At 28.1% G+C, this 16,616-nt stretch carries 13 protein-coding genes, 7 tRNA genes and 1 riboswitch; of the genes, 19 read left to right on the top strand and 1 reads right to left on the bottom strand.

The features are described 5' to 3' along the window. Nucleotide 1: 1 nt before the first annotated feature. The 4 genes from spoIID (at nt 2) to KYD98_RS02155 (ending at nt 3,513) form a co-directional block, all read left to right on the top strand. Nucleotides 2–1,036 (top strand): stage II sporulation protein D, encoded by a 1,035-nt coding sequence (gene spoIID / locus KYD98_RS02170; protein WP_219777935.1) that lies wholly within the window; start codon nt 2–4, stop codon nt 1,034–1,036. Nucleotides 1,037–1,278: 242 nt separating this feature from the next. After that, nucleotides 1,279–2,022, top strand: coding sequence for a M23 family metallopeptidase (locus KYD98_RS02165; protein WP_219777934.1), 744 nt, complete (start codon nt 1,279–1,281; stop codon nt 2,020–2,022). Between the two features lie 122 nt (nt 2,023–2,144). After that, a complete protein-coding gene (gene spoIIID, locus KYD98_RS02160; RefSeq protein WP_219777933.1) occupies nt 2,145–2,396 on the top strand; it encodes a sporulation transcriptional regulator SpoIIID in 252 nt (83 codons plus the stop codon). Between the two features lie 82 nt (nt 2,397–2,478). Next, nucleotides 2,479–3,513, top strand: a complete 1,035-nt coding sequence (locus KYD98_RS02155; protein ID WP_219777932.1) for a rod shape-determining protein — start codon at nt 2,479–2,481, stop codon at nt 3,511–3,513. Nucleotides 3,514–3,561: 48 nt separating this feature from the next. On the opposite strand, the gene yyaC is transcribed toward KYD98_RS02155, so the two are convergent. Continuing rightward, entirely contained in the window at nt 3,562–4,110 is a 549-nt protein-coding gene (gene yyaC / locus KYD98_RS02150) for a spore protease YyaC (protein ID WP_258049578.1), read from the bottom strand. Nucleotides 4,111–4,218: 108 nt separating this feature from the next. On the opposite strand from yyaC, the gene KYD98_RS02145 reads away from it, so the two are divergent. From KYD98_RS02145 to prfB, 15 genes are all read left to right on the top strand, one after another. Further along, nucleotides 4,219–4,629, top strand: a complete 411-nt coding sequence (locus KYD98_RS02145) for a hypothetical protein (RefSeq protein ID WP_219777930.1) — start codon at nt 4,219–4,221, stop codon at nt 4,627–4,629. A gap of 158 nt (nt 4,630–4,787) precedes the next feature. Next, nucleotides 4,788–4,872, top strand: a tRNA-Tyr gene (locus KYD98_RS02140). 6 nt (nt 4,873–4,878) lie between these two features. Continuing rightward, nucleotides 4,879–4,954, top strand: a tRNA-Val gene (locus tag KYD98_RS02135). A 24-nt stretch (nt 4,955–4,978) separates the two neighbouring features. Further along, nucleotides 4,979–5,053, top strand: a tRNA-Thr gene (locus KYD98_RS02130). Between the two features lie 8 nt (nt 5,054–5,061). Continuing rightward, a tRNA-Tyr gene (locus KYD98_RS02125) sits at nt 5,062–5,146 on the top strand. Between the two features lie 6 nt (nt 5,147–5,152). Then, nucleotides 5,153–5,228: transfer RNA gene (locus tag KYD98_RS02120), tRNA-Val, on the top strand. Nucleotides 5,229–5,252: 24 nt separating this feature from the next. Continuing rightward, a tRNA-Thr gene (locus tag KYD98_RS02115) sits at nt 5,253–5,327 on the top strand. 8 nt (nt 5,328–5,335) lie between these two features. Then, nucleotides 5,336–5,420 (top strand) — tRNA-Tyr (locus KYD98_RS02110). A gap of 215 nt (nt 5,421–5,635) precedes the next feature. Beyond that, nucleotides 5,636–5,737, top strand: a riboswitch (SAM riboswitch). 123 nt (nt 5,738–5,860) lie between these two features. Then, nucleotides 5,861–7,036 carry a methionine adenosyltransferase gene (gene metK / locus KYD98_RS02105; RefSeq protein ID WP_219777929.1) on the top strand — a complete coding sequence of 392 codons (1,176 nt, stop codon included), beginning with the start codon at nt 5,861–5,863 and terminating at the stop codon, nt 7,034–7,036. Between the two features lie 474 nt (nt 7,037–7,510). Beyond that, the gene (gene recD2 / locus KYD98_RS02100) at nt 7,511–9,739 is read left to right on the top strand and encodes an SF1B family DNA helicase RecD2 (protein WP_219777928.1); all 2,229 of its coding nucleotides are present in this window, start codon (nt 7,511–7,513) and stop codon (nt 9,737–9,739) included. A 95-nt stretch (nt 9,740–9,834) separates the two neighbouring features. Further along, the gene (locus KYD98_RS02095; RefSeq protein WP_219777927.1) at nt 9,835–10,851 is read left to right on the top strand and encodes a hypothetical protein; all 1,017 of its coding nucleotides are present in this window, start codon (nt 9,835–9,837) and stop codon (nt 10,849–10,851) included. Further along, complete coding sequence (locus KYD98_RS02090; protein ID WP_219777926.1) at nt 10,824–11,480, top strand: ComF family protein; 657 nt, start codon at nt 10,824–10,826, stop codon at nt 11,478–11,480. Before KYD98_RS02095 ends, KYD98_RS02090 begins: the two co-directional genes overlap by 28 nt. A gap of 403 nt (nt 11,481–11,883) precedes the next feature. Then, complete coding sequence (gene hpf, locus KYD98_RS02085) at nt 11,884–12,411, top strand: ribosome hibernation-promoting factor, HPF/YfiA family (RefSeq protein ID WP_219777925.1); 528 nt, start codon at nt 11,884–11,886, stop codon at nt 12,409–12,411. A gap of 259 nt (nt 12,412–12,670) precedes the next feature. Next, nucleotides 12,671–15,181, top strand: coding sequence for a preprotein translocase subunit SecA (gene secA / locus KYD98_RS02080; RefSeq protein WP_219777924.1), 2,511 nt, complete (start codon nt 12,671–12,673; stop codon nt 15,179–15,181). Nucleotides 15,182–15,307: 126 nt separating this feature from the next. Then, nucleotides 15,308–16,403 (top strand): peptide chain release factor 2 gene (gene prfB / locus KYD98_RS02075; protein ID WP_219777923.1). Its coding sequence is split into 2 segments (ribosomal slippage): nt 15,308–15,385 and nt 15,387–16,403, totalling 1,095 coding nucleotides; the frame shifts between segments, so codons are not numbered across the junction. Nucleotides 16,404–16,616 lie beyond the last annotated feature (213 nt).

The raw sequence follows: 16,616 nt of genomic DNA, 5'->3' as shown, positions 1-16,616 counted from the left end.
TATGAAGTATAAAATAAATAAGGATGTTAAGCTTATTGTTTTAACCACATTAATTATAGTATTAGTATTAATTTTATTTCCTATAGCTTTTTTAAAATTAGATTTTAATAAATTTAAGCCTTTTAATATTAATGATAGCGTTATAAAAAAATCAACAGAATTAGAACTTCCTAAAAATAAAAAAGTTAAGTTATATAGAAAGTCTGAAAATAAAGTTTATGAATTAGATTTGGAAGAGTATATTACATCAGTAGTTTCTGGTGAAGTACCCGCTAATTTTGATGAAGAAGCTTTAAAAGCGCAAGCTGTAGCAGCCAGGACTTATTATGTAAATAAAATAAATAATCCGTGTAAGGATGCAGAAAAAAATGGTGCAGAAATATGCGATACTACACATTGTCAAGTTTATATGGATAAAGAATCAAGGATGAAAAGTTGGAGCAAAAAAGAAGCTACAGATAATTGGGAAAAAATCAAAAAAGCAGTTGATGATACAAAAGGACAGATTCTTGTTTATGATGGAAAGGTATTAGAATATCCTCAATTTTTTGCAGTAAGTTCTGGAAAAACAGAAGATGCAAAAGATGTATTCTCATCAGATGTACCATATCTTAAATCAAAAGAAAGTAAAGGAGAGGAAATTGCACCAAAGTATAAAAGTTCAGTTGAAATCAAGATAAAAGAATTTATTAACAAAATTAACAGTAAATACTCTAAGGCAAAAATAACAGAAAAAAATATATCATCTGCTATAAAGGTAAAATCTTATACTGAAAGTGGGAGTGTAAAAGAACTTCAATTAGGAGATGAGGTGATAAAGGGTAAAGACTTTAGAACTTTATTTAATTTAAATTCAACTAATTTTAAATGGAATATAAGCAATAACTCTGTGAAAATAGATTGTACTGGATATGGTCATGGTGTTGGTATGAGTCAATGGGGAGCTAATGTTATGGCTAAAGAGGGTAAAAAATATGATGAAATATTAAAACATTATTACAATGGGGTAGAAATTGAAGAGATAAAATATAAATAAAGGATTATAACTACGTTTTATATATATGAAATAAAATAATAGATTAAGCATGAATTGAATAGTTTGTTTTAAATTAATGAAATAAACTATTTAATCATTTTAATCTATTATTTTTTTTATTCTTTTTGAAGATGCTTAAATACAAAGTTTTATTTAAATTTAAATTAATTTTTATTCATAAAAATCATTATTGGTGTATTAATTTCTATAAAAGGGAAATAATGAGAAAAGGAGGTGTTAATATGGACAAAAATTTTAAACATAAGTTTAGAGATTTATTTAGAAAGGAGAGCTTTTATATTGCTTTGTTTTTATGTCTTTGCATAATGGCAGCAGTAGGTACAGTTTCTTATAAAAGAATAAATAGCCATAAGCAATTAATTAAGACACAAGAACAACAAAAAGAAGTAGCATTAAATATTAATGATAAAAGCGTAACTAATGAAATTCCAAATGCGGAGAGAGTAGAGAATACAACTAATAAAAATAATACAAACAATACAAACAAAGAAGTAGCATCTAAAGAAAATTCTAAAACTGTTTCATCTACTAATGCAAGTAGTAAACTATCAAACCCAATAAATGGAACTATAAGTAGGGGATATACTTATCCAAAACCAGTAAAAGTTGAGGACAATGTATATAGAACAATTAGAGGAATAAATGTAAGTTCTAAGGCTGGAGCAGAGGTTAAAGCAGCATCAGATGGTGTTGTTGAGGCAGTAGAAAATTCAGGTGTTGAAGAAGGCGTAGTTGTACAAATTAAACACTCTAATGGATTAAAGACAAGATACGGAAATCTTGATAAGGATGTATCTGTTAAGATTGGTGATAAGGTTACTGCTAATCAAGTTATTGGTAAAGTAGGAAATAGTGCTAAATTATTTGATACTAAGAATTATGGAGAATTTTTAAATTTACAAGTAATTAATGCTAATGGAGAACAAGTAAATCCGGAAAAATATTTTAGTTTTAAAGCAAATTAAAGATTAATAAAAAGTATTAACCAGCTATTTTATTAATTTAAAATGCTGGTTAATACACAATTAGAATATGGAAATTAAAAGTTTATTTAATAAGAATATATTAATTTAAAGGAGGTTATATTTTGAAGGATTATATTGAAGAAAGGGTATTAGAAGTTGCAAAATATATTATAGATTCAAAAGCCACAATAAGAAAAACAGCCAAAGTTTTTGGGGTAAGTAAAAGTACTATTCACAAAGACATGACAGAAAGACTTCCTAAAATAAATCCTATGATTGCAAAAGAAACTCATTCTATTTTAGAATTAAATAAAGCTGAACGTCACATTAGAGGTGGAAAAGCTACTAAAATGAAATATAAAGCTATTGAATGATGCGAATATTGAGGTTATAATATAGTATTAGTAGAATTATGTTATTAATGGCAAGAATATACGTTTTAGGAGTGAATGAGGAATGTGGTTTTGGAGAACTGGGACAGACCTTGGAATTGATTTAGGTACAGCTACTGTATTGGTTTATGTAAAGGGAAAAGGTGTTATATTAAAAGAGCCTTCTGTAGTAGCAATTAATAAAAATAATAATAAATTATTAGCAGTTGGAGAAGAAGCAAGAAAGATGATAGGTCGTACACCTGGAAATATAGTTGCTGTTCGTCCACTAAGAGATGGTGTTATTTCTAATTATGATGTAACAGAAAGAATGCTAAAAGAGTTTATAAGAAAAGCATGTGGAAAGAGGAATATTACAGCACCTAAAGTTATAGTTTGTGTGCCTTCTCAAGCCACTGAGGTAGAAAAGAGAGCAGTTCTTGATGCAGCAAGAAATTCAGGAGCAAAAACAGTTCATTTAATTGAAGAACCATTAGCAGCAGCTATTGGTGCAGGTGTTGACATAAGTAAACCTAATGGAAATATGGTTGTAGATATTGGAGGAGGAACTTGCGATATTGCAGTTATTTCATTAGGTGGTATTGTTGAAAGAAGCTCAATTAAGGTTGCTGGAGATAAATTCACTGAAGCTATTATAAAGTATGTAAGAAATAAGTACAAAATAATGATTGGAGAAAAAACAGCTGAAGATTTAAAAATAAACATAGGTGCTGCTTTTAAAGGGTCTAGAAATTTGACCGCTATGATGAAAGGTAGAAATTTAGTAACAGGACTACCTGATGAATTAGAGATAAGCACAGAAGAAGTAAGAGAAGCATTAGAAGAGTCAGTAGAATACATAATTGATGCTGTAAAAGCTGTATTGGAAAGAACTCCACCTGAGTTAGCAGCAGATATTATAGAAAAAGGTATTTTAATGACTGGAGGTGGCGCATTACTATATGGATTAGATAAGCTTATAGAGTTTAGAACTGGTGTTGAAGTAACAATAGCTGAAAATTCTGTTGAATGTGTTGCTGAAGGGACTGGAGCTGTTTTAGGACAATTAGATAAATTAGATAGTGCTTTAAATTCACAAGAGATAGTTCTTATTGAATAAAGCAATAAAATCAAACCCTAAAATTTATATTTTAGGGTTTGATTTTATTTATATATTTTTATTAAAAGAAAAATTGTTTTTACTAAGATTATAAGCTTCAATTAAAGCATTTGATATTAATTTTGCCATATCCATGACTAACGATAATCTGATACTATATGATGAAAAGAGCTGAGAATTATTAACAGAATCTACTATACCTATTATAGAAGCAATACCAACTTCAGGTAAATCTTTACCAACTCCTTTACCAGGATGTATTGCATAATCTCTTGTATGAATTTCTCCTATAGCACTTCTATCACCTAAACAAGCATCCACTCCAATTATAGGTGAGTTAGGATGTTTTTTGTATATTTCATCTAAACGAGCATCTATATTTAATGCATGTATAGGATGTGATAATGTTCCATATATAGGTAAAGGGAATAAATTATCTATTAAAATTGATCCGACTAAAGGACCTAAACAATCCCCAATACATTTATCAGTACCAATACAAACTATTATAGTTTCATCACTCATATACTCTTTAAGTGCTTCAGAAATTTTACAACAAGCAATTGGTGATTTATAGTTTATTTTATGCTTTGTCAAATGAAATACCTCCTTCTTAAAATATATATATGATGTAACTGGATAAAAATGATAAAAATTAGAATAAAATTCCATAATGTGGGAAAAGATAAAATTAGAGGTGATGTTATGAGAAAAGTTATAACATATGTGTTTATGGGATTTGCAATAATAATGAATGCATATTTAATTTTTTATTGGAATCCTAAAGACTATGGTTATAAAATAGATAAATTAGATAATGATTGTATAAGTGTTATGTCATATTCAAAATCTATATATACAAAAAATAAAGATACAATAGAGAAAAATTTATGCGATGAAGATAAAAAAGATTTAAATAGAATAATATTAAAGTTATCAACAGCTGATATCGGAAGAATAAAAGAATGTTTAAAAATAAAAGATGATACTAAAAGTGTAGTTGAAGTTTTTAAAATACTTAGTACTAGATTATCATCAAATGATTATCTAAGAATTAGAGAGATATGTTCAAATTTTATAGATCTTAAATATTTAGATGAGAACTTAACAAAATAAATTTAAGTTATGCCTTAAAATAGAGTATTTTATCAAAAAACATAGATTGGTGGATTTAATTTGCTTAAATAGGCATATGTTATGCTTGAAATAAAATGATTTTGAATATATACTAGTCATTGTTGATCGACAGAAATCAACTGATAAAAAACAAATATGGAGGAATTCCCGAGTGGCCAAAGGGGGCAGACTGTAAATCTGTTACGTTTCGTTTCGATGGTTCGAATCCATCTTCCTCCACCAAATTATGGGCGCATAGCTCAGCTGGGAGAGCATCTGCCTTACAAGCAGAGGGTCACAGGTTCGAGCCCTGTTGTGCCCACCATAATTATAATAATTAAATATATATGCTGGCATGGCTCAACGGTAGAGCAGCTGACTTGTAATCAGCAGGTTGTAGGTTCGATTCCTATTGCCAGCTCCATTAAATACGGAGGAATTCCCGAGTGGCCAAAGGGGGCAGACTGTAAATCTGTTACGTTTCGTTTCGATGGTTCAAATCCATCTTCCTCCACCAAATTATGGGCGCATAGCTCAGCTGGGAGAGCATCTGCCTTACAAGCAGAGGGTCACAGGTTCGAGCCCTGTTGTGCCCACCATAATTATAATAATTAAATATATATGCTGGCATGGCTCAACGGTAGAGCAGCTGACTTGTAATCAGCAGGTTGTAGGTTCGATTCCTATTGCCAGCTCCATTAAATACGGAGGAATTCCCGAGTGGCCAAAGGGGGCAGACTGTAAATCTGTTACGTTTCGTTTCGATGGTTCAAATCCATCTTCCTCCACCAAAAGAACAAATTTTTGTTCTTTTTTTATTTATGCAAATATACAAAAAAATTATAAAGTTTTTATATTTGAAAATTTTATAGAAGTTTGATAAAATTTAGGTATATTTAAAATAAGTTAAGCTTTTTAATATATGTTAAAATTAATAAAAAATACAATTATAATATTGACCGTTTAAAATTAATATGATAAAATTGTTTAAAAATTAAATATTATACTCTTATCAAGAGAGGTGGAGGGAAAAGGGCCCGATGAAACCCGGCAACCTGTTATTTACAAGGTGCCAATTCCTGTAGAATTGTGTTCTACAAGATAAGAGAGATTATATTATATTCTCTTCTTATCTGAAGGGTTTTTTTTATGTATAATAATATCATTATTATAAATATTATTATATATAGAGGTTTTAACAATTAAGGCTTAAAAATGAAAGGAGAAAACTATGAAGAGATTATTTACTTCAGAGTCAGTTACAGAAGGTCATCCAGATAAAATGTGTGATCAAATTTCAGATTCTATTTTAGATGCTATTTTAGAAAAAGATCCTACTGCTAGAGTTGCATGTGAAACTTGCACAACAACAGGTATGGTTATGGTTATGGGGGAAATAACAACTAATTGTTATGTTGATATTCCTAAAGTTGTTAGAGAAACAGTAAGAAATATTGGTTATGATAGAGCAAAATATGGCTTTGATTGCGATACTTGTTCTGTTATTACAGCTATAGATGAACAATCAGCAGATATTGCTATGGGTGTAGATGAAGCTTATGAATCAAGAAAAGGTGATAAAGATGCTGTTGAAGCTGTAGGTGCTGGAGATCAAGGTATGATGTTTGGATTTGCTACAAATGAAACAGAAGAATTTTTACCACTTCCAATAGCAATGGCTCATAAATTATCAAGAAGACTTACAGAAGTAAGAAAGAATGGTACTTTGGGATACTTAAGACCAGATGGTAAAACTCAAGTTACTGTTGAATATAAAGATAATAAACCAAAAAGAATTGATACTATTGTTATTTCAACTCAACATGGAGAAGATGTATCATTAGAAACAATAGAAAAAGATCTTAAAGAACATGTTATAAAAGCTGTAGTACCAGCAGAATTATTAGATAGTGAAACAAGATACTTCATAAACCCAACTGGAAGATTCGTTGTTGGTGGTCCACAAGGAGATTCAGGATTAACAGGTAGAAAGATTATTGTTGATACTTATGGTGGTTATGGTAGACATGGTGGAGGAGCTTTCTCAGGAAAGGATCCAACTAAAGTAGATAGATCAGCTGCATATGCTGCAAGATGGGTAGCTAAGAATTTAGTAGCAGCAGGAGTAGCAGATAAATTAGAAATACAATTAGCTTATGCTATTGGAGTTGCAAAACCAGTTTCTATTGAAGTTGAAACTTTTGGAACAGGAAAAATGGGAGAAGATAAGATAGTTGAAATTGTAGAAAGAGTATTTGATTTAAGACCAGGTGCTATAATTAGAGATCTTGATTTAAGAAGACCTATCTACAAACAAACAGCTGCTTATGGACATTTCGGAAGAACAGATGTTGATTTACCATGGGAAAATTTAAATAAAGTTGAAGAAATAAAAAAATATATATAAGATATATAGAAAAATAATAGCACAAAGATAATGGTCTGTTATTTTTTATGAATAATATGATTTATTTTTTATTAAATAATTATTAGGGATTATTTTAAATGACATTTTTATGTATTTAAGATAGTCCCTATTTATTATAAAATATTTTAATTTTATAAAAGGTTTTATAAGTTTCTAATCTCTATTAAAATATAATTAACTTAGTTATGAAACTTAATAGCGGTTAATAAATAAAATGTAGAATGATTAGTTACTACAATTGTAGTTTTTAAAGAAATATAGCTTATAATATATAATAGTAGTAATTATATAAAATTTAACATAACAAGAATTTTTAATGATATATATTCTAATTAAGTTGATACATTTATAATCTTTATATAAATGTATATATTTAATTATCAATATATAATTAGAAATATATATAATAGATTTTAATAAGTATTTAGTTATCAGAAAGTTTGGAGAGATTATATGGAAATAATAAATGGCTTTGTTGAAAGCATTGTTTTTAAAAGTGAAGAAACAGGTTATGCAGTCTGTAAAATTAGAACTTCAAAAAATTTAATTAATGCGGTAGGAACAGTTCCGTTTATTAAAGAAGGCCAAAATGTAAAGTTGCAGGGGAATTGGATAGTACATAAACAGTTCGGAGAGCAATTTAATATATGTGAATTTGAAGAAATAATTCCAAATTCATTAGAAGGAATAGAACGTTATTTAAGTGCTGGAATAATACATGGTATAGGTCCGGTAACAGCTAAAAAGATAATTGATGAGTTTGGAGATCAAACATTAGATATATTAGAAAATCATATAGAACGCCTTATGGAAATAGAGGGTATAGGAAAAAAGAAATTTATGATTATCTATGAGTCATATATAGAACAGCATGCATTAAAAGATATTATGATATATTTTCATGAGTATGGATTAAGTAATAATCAGTGCGTTAATATATATAAAAAGCTAGGACCTAACGCAAGACAGATAGTTAAAGAAAATCCATATATATTATCTGAAGAGATTACTGGGATTGGATTTAAGACTGCAGATAGAATTGCTATGAATCTTGGGATTGAAAGTGACTCTAGTTTTAGGGTTCAAAGTACTATTAAATATGTTATAAATCAATTTTGTTTATTAGGTAATACATATATGCCTAAAGAAAAGGTAGTAGAGGAATGTAAGGATTTTTTATCACTATCTAATGAGTTAATAGAGGAAAATATAGATTTAATAGCTTCAAATAAAGAAATAGTTTTAGAAAAAGTAGATGATATAGAAGCTGCTTTTTTACTTCCATATTATTATTGTGAATTAGGTGTTACTAATAAAATAATTACTTTAGGTATGCAACAAATACAAACTATAAATTCTGATTTAGATTTTGAGGTAAATGTTTTTGAAAAAGAATATAATATTCAATTTGCTTCCTCTCAAAGAGAAGCAATAATAGGGGCATTTAGTAATGGAATTGAAATTATAACTGGAGGACCAGGAACAGGAAAGACTACAATAATAAAATGTATAATAGATATATATGAAAAAAATGGGATGAAAGTTATATTAGGAGCACCAACAGGAAGAGCTGCTAAAAGGATGACAGAATCTACAGGAAGAGAAGCAAAAACAATTCATAGATTATTAGAGATAGGTGTTTCAGAAGAAAATGATTCTGTATTTGGAAAAACAGAGGGATCGTTGCTAGATTCAGACGTTATTATTATAGATGAAGCTTCAATGATAGATATAGTACTTATGCATAATTTATTAAAGGCTATTAATTTAGGAACTAGACTGATAATAGTTGGTGATGTGGATCAATTACCATCAGTTGGAGCAGGAAATGTATTAAGAGATTTGATTGAGTGTGAATATATTAAAGTAGTACGATTAAAAGAAATATTTAGGCAGGGGAATGAAAGTTTAATAACAGTTAATGCACATAGAATAAACCAAGGAGAAATGCCTATTTTAAACCAAAAAAATAAAGACTTTTTCTTTATAAATGAAGAAAATCCAGATAAAACAGTAACAACAATTATAGATTTAATGAATAGAAGATTACCTAAATTTAATAATTCTTGGAATAAGCTTAGGGATATGCAAGTATTAAGTCCTATGAGGAAAGGTGTATTAGGAGTAAATAATTTAAATATAAAACTTCAACAAATATTTAATCCACCATCAAAAGATAAAAAAGAAAAAAATATAAAGGATGTTATTTTTAGAGAAGGAGATAAAGTTATGCAAACTAAAAATAATTATTCTTTAAAATGGTTTAGGATTAAAGGCTATGGAGAAAATGAAGGTGTAGGAGTTTTCAATGGAGATTTAGGATTTATTCAAAGTATAGACGAAGAACGAAAATGTTTAACGATTATATTTGATGATGAAAGAAAAGTTACATATGATTTTACATTTTTAGATGAATTAGATTTAGCTTATGCAACTACAATACATAAAAGTCAAGGAAGTGAATTTAAAGTAATTCTTATTCCTGTATTTATGGGAACACCATTTCTAATGAACAGGAATTTATTGTATACAGGAATTACAAGAGCTAAAGAACTTGTAGTTGTTGTTGGAATAAAAAAGGCACTAATGTATATGGTTAATAATACTAATAGTATGGAGAGACATTCATCATTAAAATATAGAATTAAAGATATAGTAAATAAGACATTTGAAGAAATTTAACAAAAAATTGTATAAGTGGCTTGGATAAAATATCTCTATATTAAAATTTAGTTCAAGAATACTTGAAATTACAGAATAAAAAGGAGCGTATTTAAATGAGCAAAGGTATTAATCTTAATTATGAGGAACTTGATTATGCAATAGGTAAAATAGCTCATTGGTATAAGAAAAATATAAGATTATTAACAATACTTACTGTACCTTTTAACACATCATATATTTTTGCTAATATAATAAATGAAATTGCAGAACAAGGCGGCAAGATTCTTTATGTATGGTCTAACAATAGAGAGAATAGAGAATTAATAACTTTATTAAAAGAGATTAATATAAATATAAGTTATTCATATATTGAGGGCGGGAATGGTACTACGGATTTAATATTTGTAAATGAGAAAATTTTATCTTTAATTAAAGGTGAATATGATTTAGTAATATTAGATGATATAACTTACTTTTCTAATATAGATAATATAAGCTCAAGAAAAAAAGTAGAGTTATGTTTAAAGCTAGGTAAAAAAGTAATTTATTATGGAATAGAAAAAAATTGGTTAAGTGGAGAAGCGATAGAAGTATCATCTTATAATTGTGACAAACCATTTGTAGAACCAAGGATTTTAACAACAAGAATAAATTTAAATACAGATATTCCTTATAATTTGTATGAATATTTAAAGTGGTTTGCAAAAAACAGAGATAAAATTGCTATATATACGCCAAATGAAGAAACTTTAAACTTGGTTTATGATTATTTTACTAATCAATTGGTAATGAAAGAAGTTAAAGTAATTAAGGTTTCTAAACAAGAAGAAATAAAGAAATGTGAGAGAGTATCAAAGTATAAAGATAAGGCAATATTTATAATAACCAATAAATTAGAGGAGTTAAGTGAATATTGCCTTATTAATAATGCTGTTATTTTATTTTGTGATAATAAAAGATATACGTATAAAAAATTACTATATTTATGTGGTAAGATAGGAAAAATAAATACTGATTTACCAGAAATAATATTAGTTTCTAATACTATTTCAGAAGATATGGATAAAGCAAAAGATTTGGCAAGAGAATTTAATAAGAAGATATGGGAAAAAAATTTAATAAGATTATAAAAAATATATATGATGGTATATGTACAGTAATTTATCCTATAGAAAATTATTGTATTTTATGTAATACAGAGGACTGTGTTGGAATATGTAATACTTGTAAGAGAAAGATTAAGAAAGTTCAAACCTGTTTAAGTGATGATATAATAAGCTATGGATATTATGGAGGAGTATTAAAAGAGTTAATACTTAAATTTAAGTATAAAAATAATTTTACTGCTGGGAATATATTAGCGAAACTTTTGGAAGAATATATAATCCAAAATATTAATTATAAAGATTATATAATTACGTATATACCTATTTCAAAAAAATCTAAAAAAATTAGAGGGTTTAATCAATGTGAATATTTAGCTAAAATAATATCAAAAGATTTATATGTTGAACATTTAGAAATATTAATTAAAGTTAAAGAGACAAAAGAACAAAAAACTCTAAAAAAACAAGAAAGAGCTGAAAATATTAAAGGAGCTTTTAATATAAAGCATCATATTAAATTAAAAAATAAAAAAATTATATTAATAGATGATGTAACAACTACAGGATATACAATAATGGAAGGCTATAATTTATTAAAAAAATATGGTGCAAAAGAAATAAAACTATTGACCTTAGCCAAAAGTCATATATAATATTATTGTAAAGCTAGGTTTGTGGTTGAAAGTCGATGCTAGTCGCAGGCAAAACGATCCACTTAAGTTAGATAAAATATCTAATGAGCATGGTGCGGTATAGAAGTGAGTCCTGCCATTCATGAAGAGTGAGAGGGTTAGTAGTGAGGGATTAATTTCTAGTAGCAAAAGCTCCAGCAGGCGGGTGTGGGGGCAAAAACCAGGTCAACTAGCTTTACTCTTTTATATTTTTTTACACTTAACAGGAATAATTTTGTAAAAATTCAAATAAATATAAAAATGGCATAATGTTCAGTAAATTCAGAAAATTACCCTTGTTAACTTTATTAATACGTAGTAGAATATAATTAATAAAACTATATTTTGTCTATAAAAGTTTTTATACAGAGAGGGGCTGGACTTTATGAAAGTAACAGTTATAGGAAAAAATATTGAAATAACTAATGCATTAAGAGAAATGGTGCAAAAGAAGATATCTAAATTAGGAAAATATTTTGATTCTGATATAGAAGCAAAAGCAACATTAAGCGTTCAAAGAAACAGGCAAATAGTAGAGGTTATGATACCTTTTAATGGAGTTTTATTAAGGGGAGAAGAATCAAATACAGATATGTACACAGCTATAGATTTGGTTGAAGATAAATTGGAAAGACAAATTAGAAAACAAAAAACCAAATTATCAAGAAAAAAACATGAATCTTTAAAATATGGAGAAATAGTTGATTTATTACCTAAAGAAGAGGAGCAAGCAAAACTTGTTAGAAGAAAGAAGTTTGGAGTTAAGCCGATGGATATTGAAGAAGCTATTCTTCAAATGGAATTAATAGGACATAATTTCTTTGTATATCAAGATGCAAAGTCAAGCAAAGTTAATGTTGTTTATAAAAGAAAAGATGGAGATTATGGTTTATTAGATCCTGAATATAGATAGATTACTTAGAGATCCTCCTAGTATAAAACTAGGAGGATTATTATATGTAAGAAATATTAAAAAATAATAGTTTTGTATAGTTTTATATCTTTTAATTATTATTTTATTTAATGTGTCTAAAATTAATTATACCTCAAACAAAAATTGTAAATTTTATTGAAAACAATGAATGAAAAATGTTATAATTACAGAATGTACGATTTGTAGTAAAAGAATTACACTTTTATTATCAAAATATGTAATTTGAAAGGATGACATTATGGGATTATTAAGTGCCGTATTTGGAACATATAGTGAAAGAGAAGTAAAGAGAATTAGACCTATAATTAATCAGATAAATGACTTAGATGAAGCAATGCAAAAACTTTCAGATGATGAGTTAAAAGCAAAGACTGCTGAATTTAGAGAAAGATTTAATAATGGAGAATCGTTAGATGATATTTTACCAGAAGCATTTGCAGTTGTTAAAGAAGCATCAACAAGAGTATTAGGAATGAAACATTATGATGAACAACTTATCGGAGGAGTTGTACTTCATCAAGGTAGAATAGCTGAAATGAAAACAGGTGAAGGTAAGACGTTAGTTGCAACATTACCAGCATATTTAAATGCATTAGCAGGTAAAGGCGTTCACATAATAACAGTTAATGATTATCTTGCAAAAAGAGATAAAGAACAAATGGGAGAATTATATGGATTCTTAGGATTAACAACTGGAGTTATTATTCATGATTTAAATAATGATCAAAGAAGGGAAGCTTATAATTCAGATATAACTTATGGAACAAATAATGAATTTGGTTTTGACTACTTAAGAGATAACATGGTTATATATAAAGAAGAAAGAGTTCAAAGAGAATTAAACTTCTGTATAGTCGATGAAGTTGACTCAATTTTAATTGATGAAGCTAGAACTCCACTTATAATATCAGGTCAAGGAGAAAAATCTACAGAATTCTATAAAGTAGCAGACTATTTTGTTAAGAAGTTAGTACAAGAAAAAGATTATACAATAGATGAAAAAGCTAATGCAGTAATGTTAACTGATGAAGGTGTTCATAAAGCTGAACAAACTTTTAAGGTAGATAATTATGCTGATGCTGAAAATATAGAGTTACAACATTATGTTACTCAAGCTTTAAAAGCTAACTATGCAATGAGAAGAGATAAAGATTACATGGTTAAGGATGGCGAAGTAATAATTGTTGATGAATTTACAGGAAGACTTATGGAAGGTAGAAGATATTCAGATGGTCTTCATCAAGCAATAGAAGCTAAAGAAGGGGTTAAGATAGCAAGAGAATCTAAAACTTTAGCTACTATTACATTCCAAAACTACTTCAGAATGTATCAAAAGTTATCAGGTATGACAGGTACAGCTTTAACTGAAGAAAATGAATTTAGAGAAATATATGGATTAGATGTTATTGTTGTTCCAACACATAGACCTATTGCCAGAATAGATAATCCAGATTTAGTATTTAAGACTGAAGATGGAAAAATAAAAGCAGTTATTGAAGAAATAATAAAAGCCAACCAAAAGGGTCAACCTGTGTTAGTTGGTACAGTAAGTATAGAGAAATCAGAATTAATTTCAAGTAGGCTTAAGAAAAGAGGCGTAAAACATCAAGTTTTAAATGCTAAATTCCATGAACAAGAAGCGGAAATAATAACTCATGCTGGAGAAAAAGGTATGGTTACTATAGCTACTAATATGGCTGGTAGAGGTACAGATATTAAACTTGGTGAAGGTGTTGCTGAACTAGGTGGGCTTAAAATTATAGGTACTGAAAGACATGAATCAAGAAGAATAGATAACCAATTAAGAGGACGTTCTGGTAGACAAGGAGATAATGGTGAATCAACTTTCTTTATTTCATTAGATGATGATTTGATGAGAATATTTGGATCAGAAAGAATTCAAGGTGTTGTTGATAAACTAGGTTTAGAAGATGATGAAGCAATTGAAAGCAAACTTGTTTCTAAATCAATAGAAAATGCTCAAAAGAAAGTTGAAGGTAACAACTTTGATATCAGAAAAACATTATTAGGATATGATGATGTAATGAATAAGCAAAGAGAAGTTATCTATAAACAAAGATCAGAAGTTCTTGAAGGTCAAGATGTAAAAGAAGAAATACTACATATGTTGAAAGATGTAATAAAAGATGCTGTTTATACTCATATAAAGGGTGAAGCAGAAGATTGTAGAGAAGAATTCTTACATTTAATGGTAAGCTTAAATGATTTATGTATACCACCAAATTCTGTGAATTTACCAGCACTTGAAAATCTTTCAAAGGATGAAATAACAGAAAGTTTATATGAAACAGCAGTTAAGTTCTATGAAGAAAAAGAAAATGAATTTACTTCTGAAAGATTAAGAGAAATAGAAAGAGTTGTACTTTTAAGAGCGGTTGATACTAAATGGATGGATCATATAGATAATATGGATAATTTAAAACAAGGTATCGGCTTAAGAGCATTCAAACAAGTAGATCCTGTTCAAGCATACCAAATGGAAGGTAGTGAAATGTTTGAAAACATGATTGATGCTATTAAAGAAGAAACTATTAAGTTATTATTCCATGTAAGAGTAGAAAAAGCTCCAGAAAGAGAAAGAGTTGTTAAAGAAACAGGAGCAGTTCATGGAGATTCACCATCAGCACCAGTAGGTCCAGTTAGAAATCCACAAAAGTTTGGAAGAAATGATTTATGTCCATGTGGAAGTGGAAAGAAATTTAAGAATTGTTGTGGTAGAGAAGCTTAAAAGTATATTAGTTTTATTGAAAGGGTTGGCATGAAGCCAACCTTTCATATTATAAAAATTAAATAAAAAACTATAAATATATTAAATTAATTAAAATATATATAATCAATGAAAGAGGTGAAGTAGATGATTATTGAATTAGAAAAAGAATTAATGAAACTTTCTAACTTAAAAGAATCTATAGTTGAAATGAGTGTTTCACTTTGACAAAGAATCATTAGAAAAACAACTAAATGAATTAGAATTTCAAATGCAGGAAAATGGATTTTGGGATGATGTCAAGAGAGCAGAAGAGGTTACTAAAGAAAGTAAAAGAATAAAAGATAAAATTCAAAGAGTAGAAAATTTACAATCAAAAATCGAAGATATTGAAGTATTAAGAGAAATTATGGAAGATGATGATGAAGAATCTTCTATAGAGATAATAAACACTATAAAGGAAATAGAAAAAGAAATTGATGATTATAATATAGAAATAATTTTATCAGGAGAATATGATAGAAATAATGCTATATTAACACTTCATGTTGGTGTTGGTGGAACCGATGCAAATGATTGGACAGAAATGCTATTAAGGATGTATACAAGATGGTGTGAAAAGAAAGGATATAAGGTAGATATTCTAGATTTGCTTCAAGGTGATGAAGCAGGAATAAAGAGTGTTACCTTAAAAGTAACAGGTGAGTATGCATATGGATATCTTAAAGCAGAAAAAGGGATTCATAGATTAGTTAGAATTTCTCCATACAATGCAAATGGTAAAAGACAAACATCTTTTGCATCTATGGAAGTTTTGCCAGAAATAACAAAGGAACAAGATATTGATATAAAATCAGATGATATTAAAATTGACACTTATAGAGCATCAGGGGCAGGTGGTCAACATATCAATAAAACAGATTCAGCAGTAAGAATTACACATATTCCTACAGGTATAGTTGTCCAATGTCAAAATGAAAGAAGTCAATTTGCTAATAAAGATACAGCTATGACTATGTTAAAATGTAAATTGATAGAATTAAAAGAAAGAGCTCATAAAGAAAAAATAGAGGATTTAACTGGAGAATTAAAAGATATGGGATGGGGAAGTCAAATAAGATCTTATGTATTTCATCCTTATAGCCTAGTTAAAGATCATAGAACTAATGTTGAAACATCAAATACTAATGCAGTTATGGATGGAGAAATAGATTCATTTATTAATGCTTATTTAAAAAAATAATTATTAGAAAAATATAATATGCTTTAAAATATTATAGATACTCTAGTATAAATATTGATTAAAATATAGTAAATATAAAAGACTATCTCAAAAAATATATTATGTATTTGATATAGTCTTTTTAATATTTAGTAAAGTATAGAATTTTGAAGCCTGGAAGCTTGATAAAATCTAAGCAAAGGAGATATCTTGAATTGTCGATTGTCTATTGAA

This window comes from Clostridium weizhouense, from assembly GCF_019431045.1.
GTDB lineage: Bacteria > Bacillota > Clostridia > Clostridiales > Clostridiaceae > Clostridium > Clostridium weizhouense.
The sequence above is the reverse complement of the archived record's forward strand: the minus strand, read 5'-3'. Positions and strand labels throughout refer to the sequence as shown.

Bases quoted from the DNA above. Each gene is read 5' to 3' on its own strand.
- spoIID (WP_219777935.1), top strand. From the start codon at position 2: ATGAAGTATAAAATAAATAAGGATGTTAAGCTTATTGTTTTAACCACA.
- KYD98_RS02090 (WP_219777926.1), top strand. From the start codon at position 10,824: ATGGGAAAAAAATTTAATAAGATTATAAAAAATATATATGATGGTATA.
- secA (WP_219777924.1), top strand. From the start codon at position 12,671: ATGGGATTATTAAGTGCCGTATTTGGAACATATAGTGAAAGAGAAGTA.
- recD2 (WP_219777928.1), top strand. From the start codon at position 7,511: ATGGAAATAATAAATGGCTTTGTTGAAAGCATTGTTTTTAAAAGTGAA.
- KYD98_RS02165 (WP_219777934.1), top strand. From the start codon at position 1,279: ATGGACAAAAATTTTAAACATAAGTTTAGAGATTTATTTAGAAAGGAG.
- hpf (WP_219777925.1), top strand. From the start codon at position 11,884: ATGAAAGTAACAGTTATAGGAAAAAATATTGAAATAACTAATGCATTA.
- metK (WP_219777929.1), top strand. From the start codon at position 5,861: ATGAAGAGATTATTTACTTCAGAGTCAGTTACAGAAGGTCATCCAGAT.
- KYD98_RS02145 (WP_219777930.1), top strand. From the start codon at position 4,219: ATGAGAAAAGTTATAACATATGTGTTTATGGGATTTGCAATAATAATG.
- KYD98_RS02095 (WP_219777927.1), top strand. From the start codon at position 9,835: ATGAGCAAAGGTATTAATCTTAATTATGAGGAACTTGATTATGCAATA.
- KYD98_RS02155 (WP_219777932.1), top strand. From the start codon at position 2,479: ATGTGGTTTTGGAGAACTGGGACAGACCTTGGAATTGATTTAGGTACA.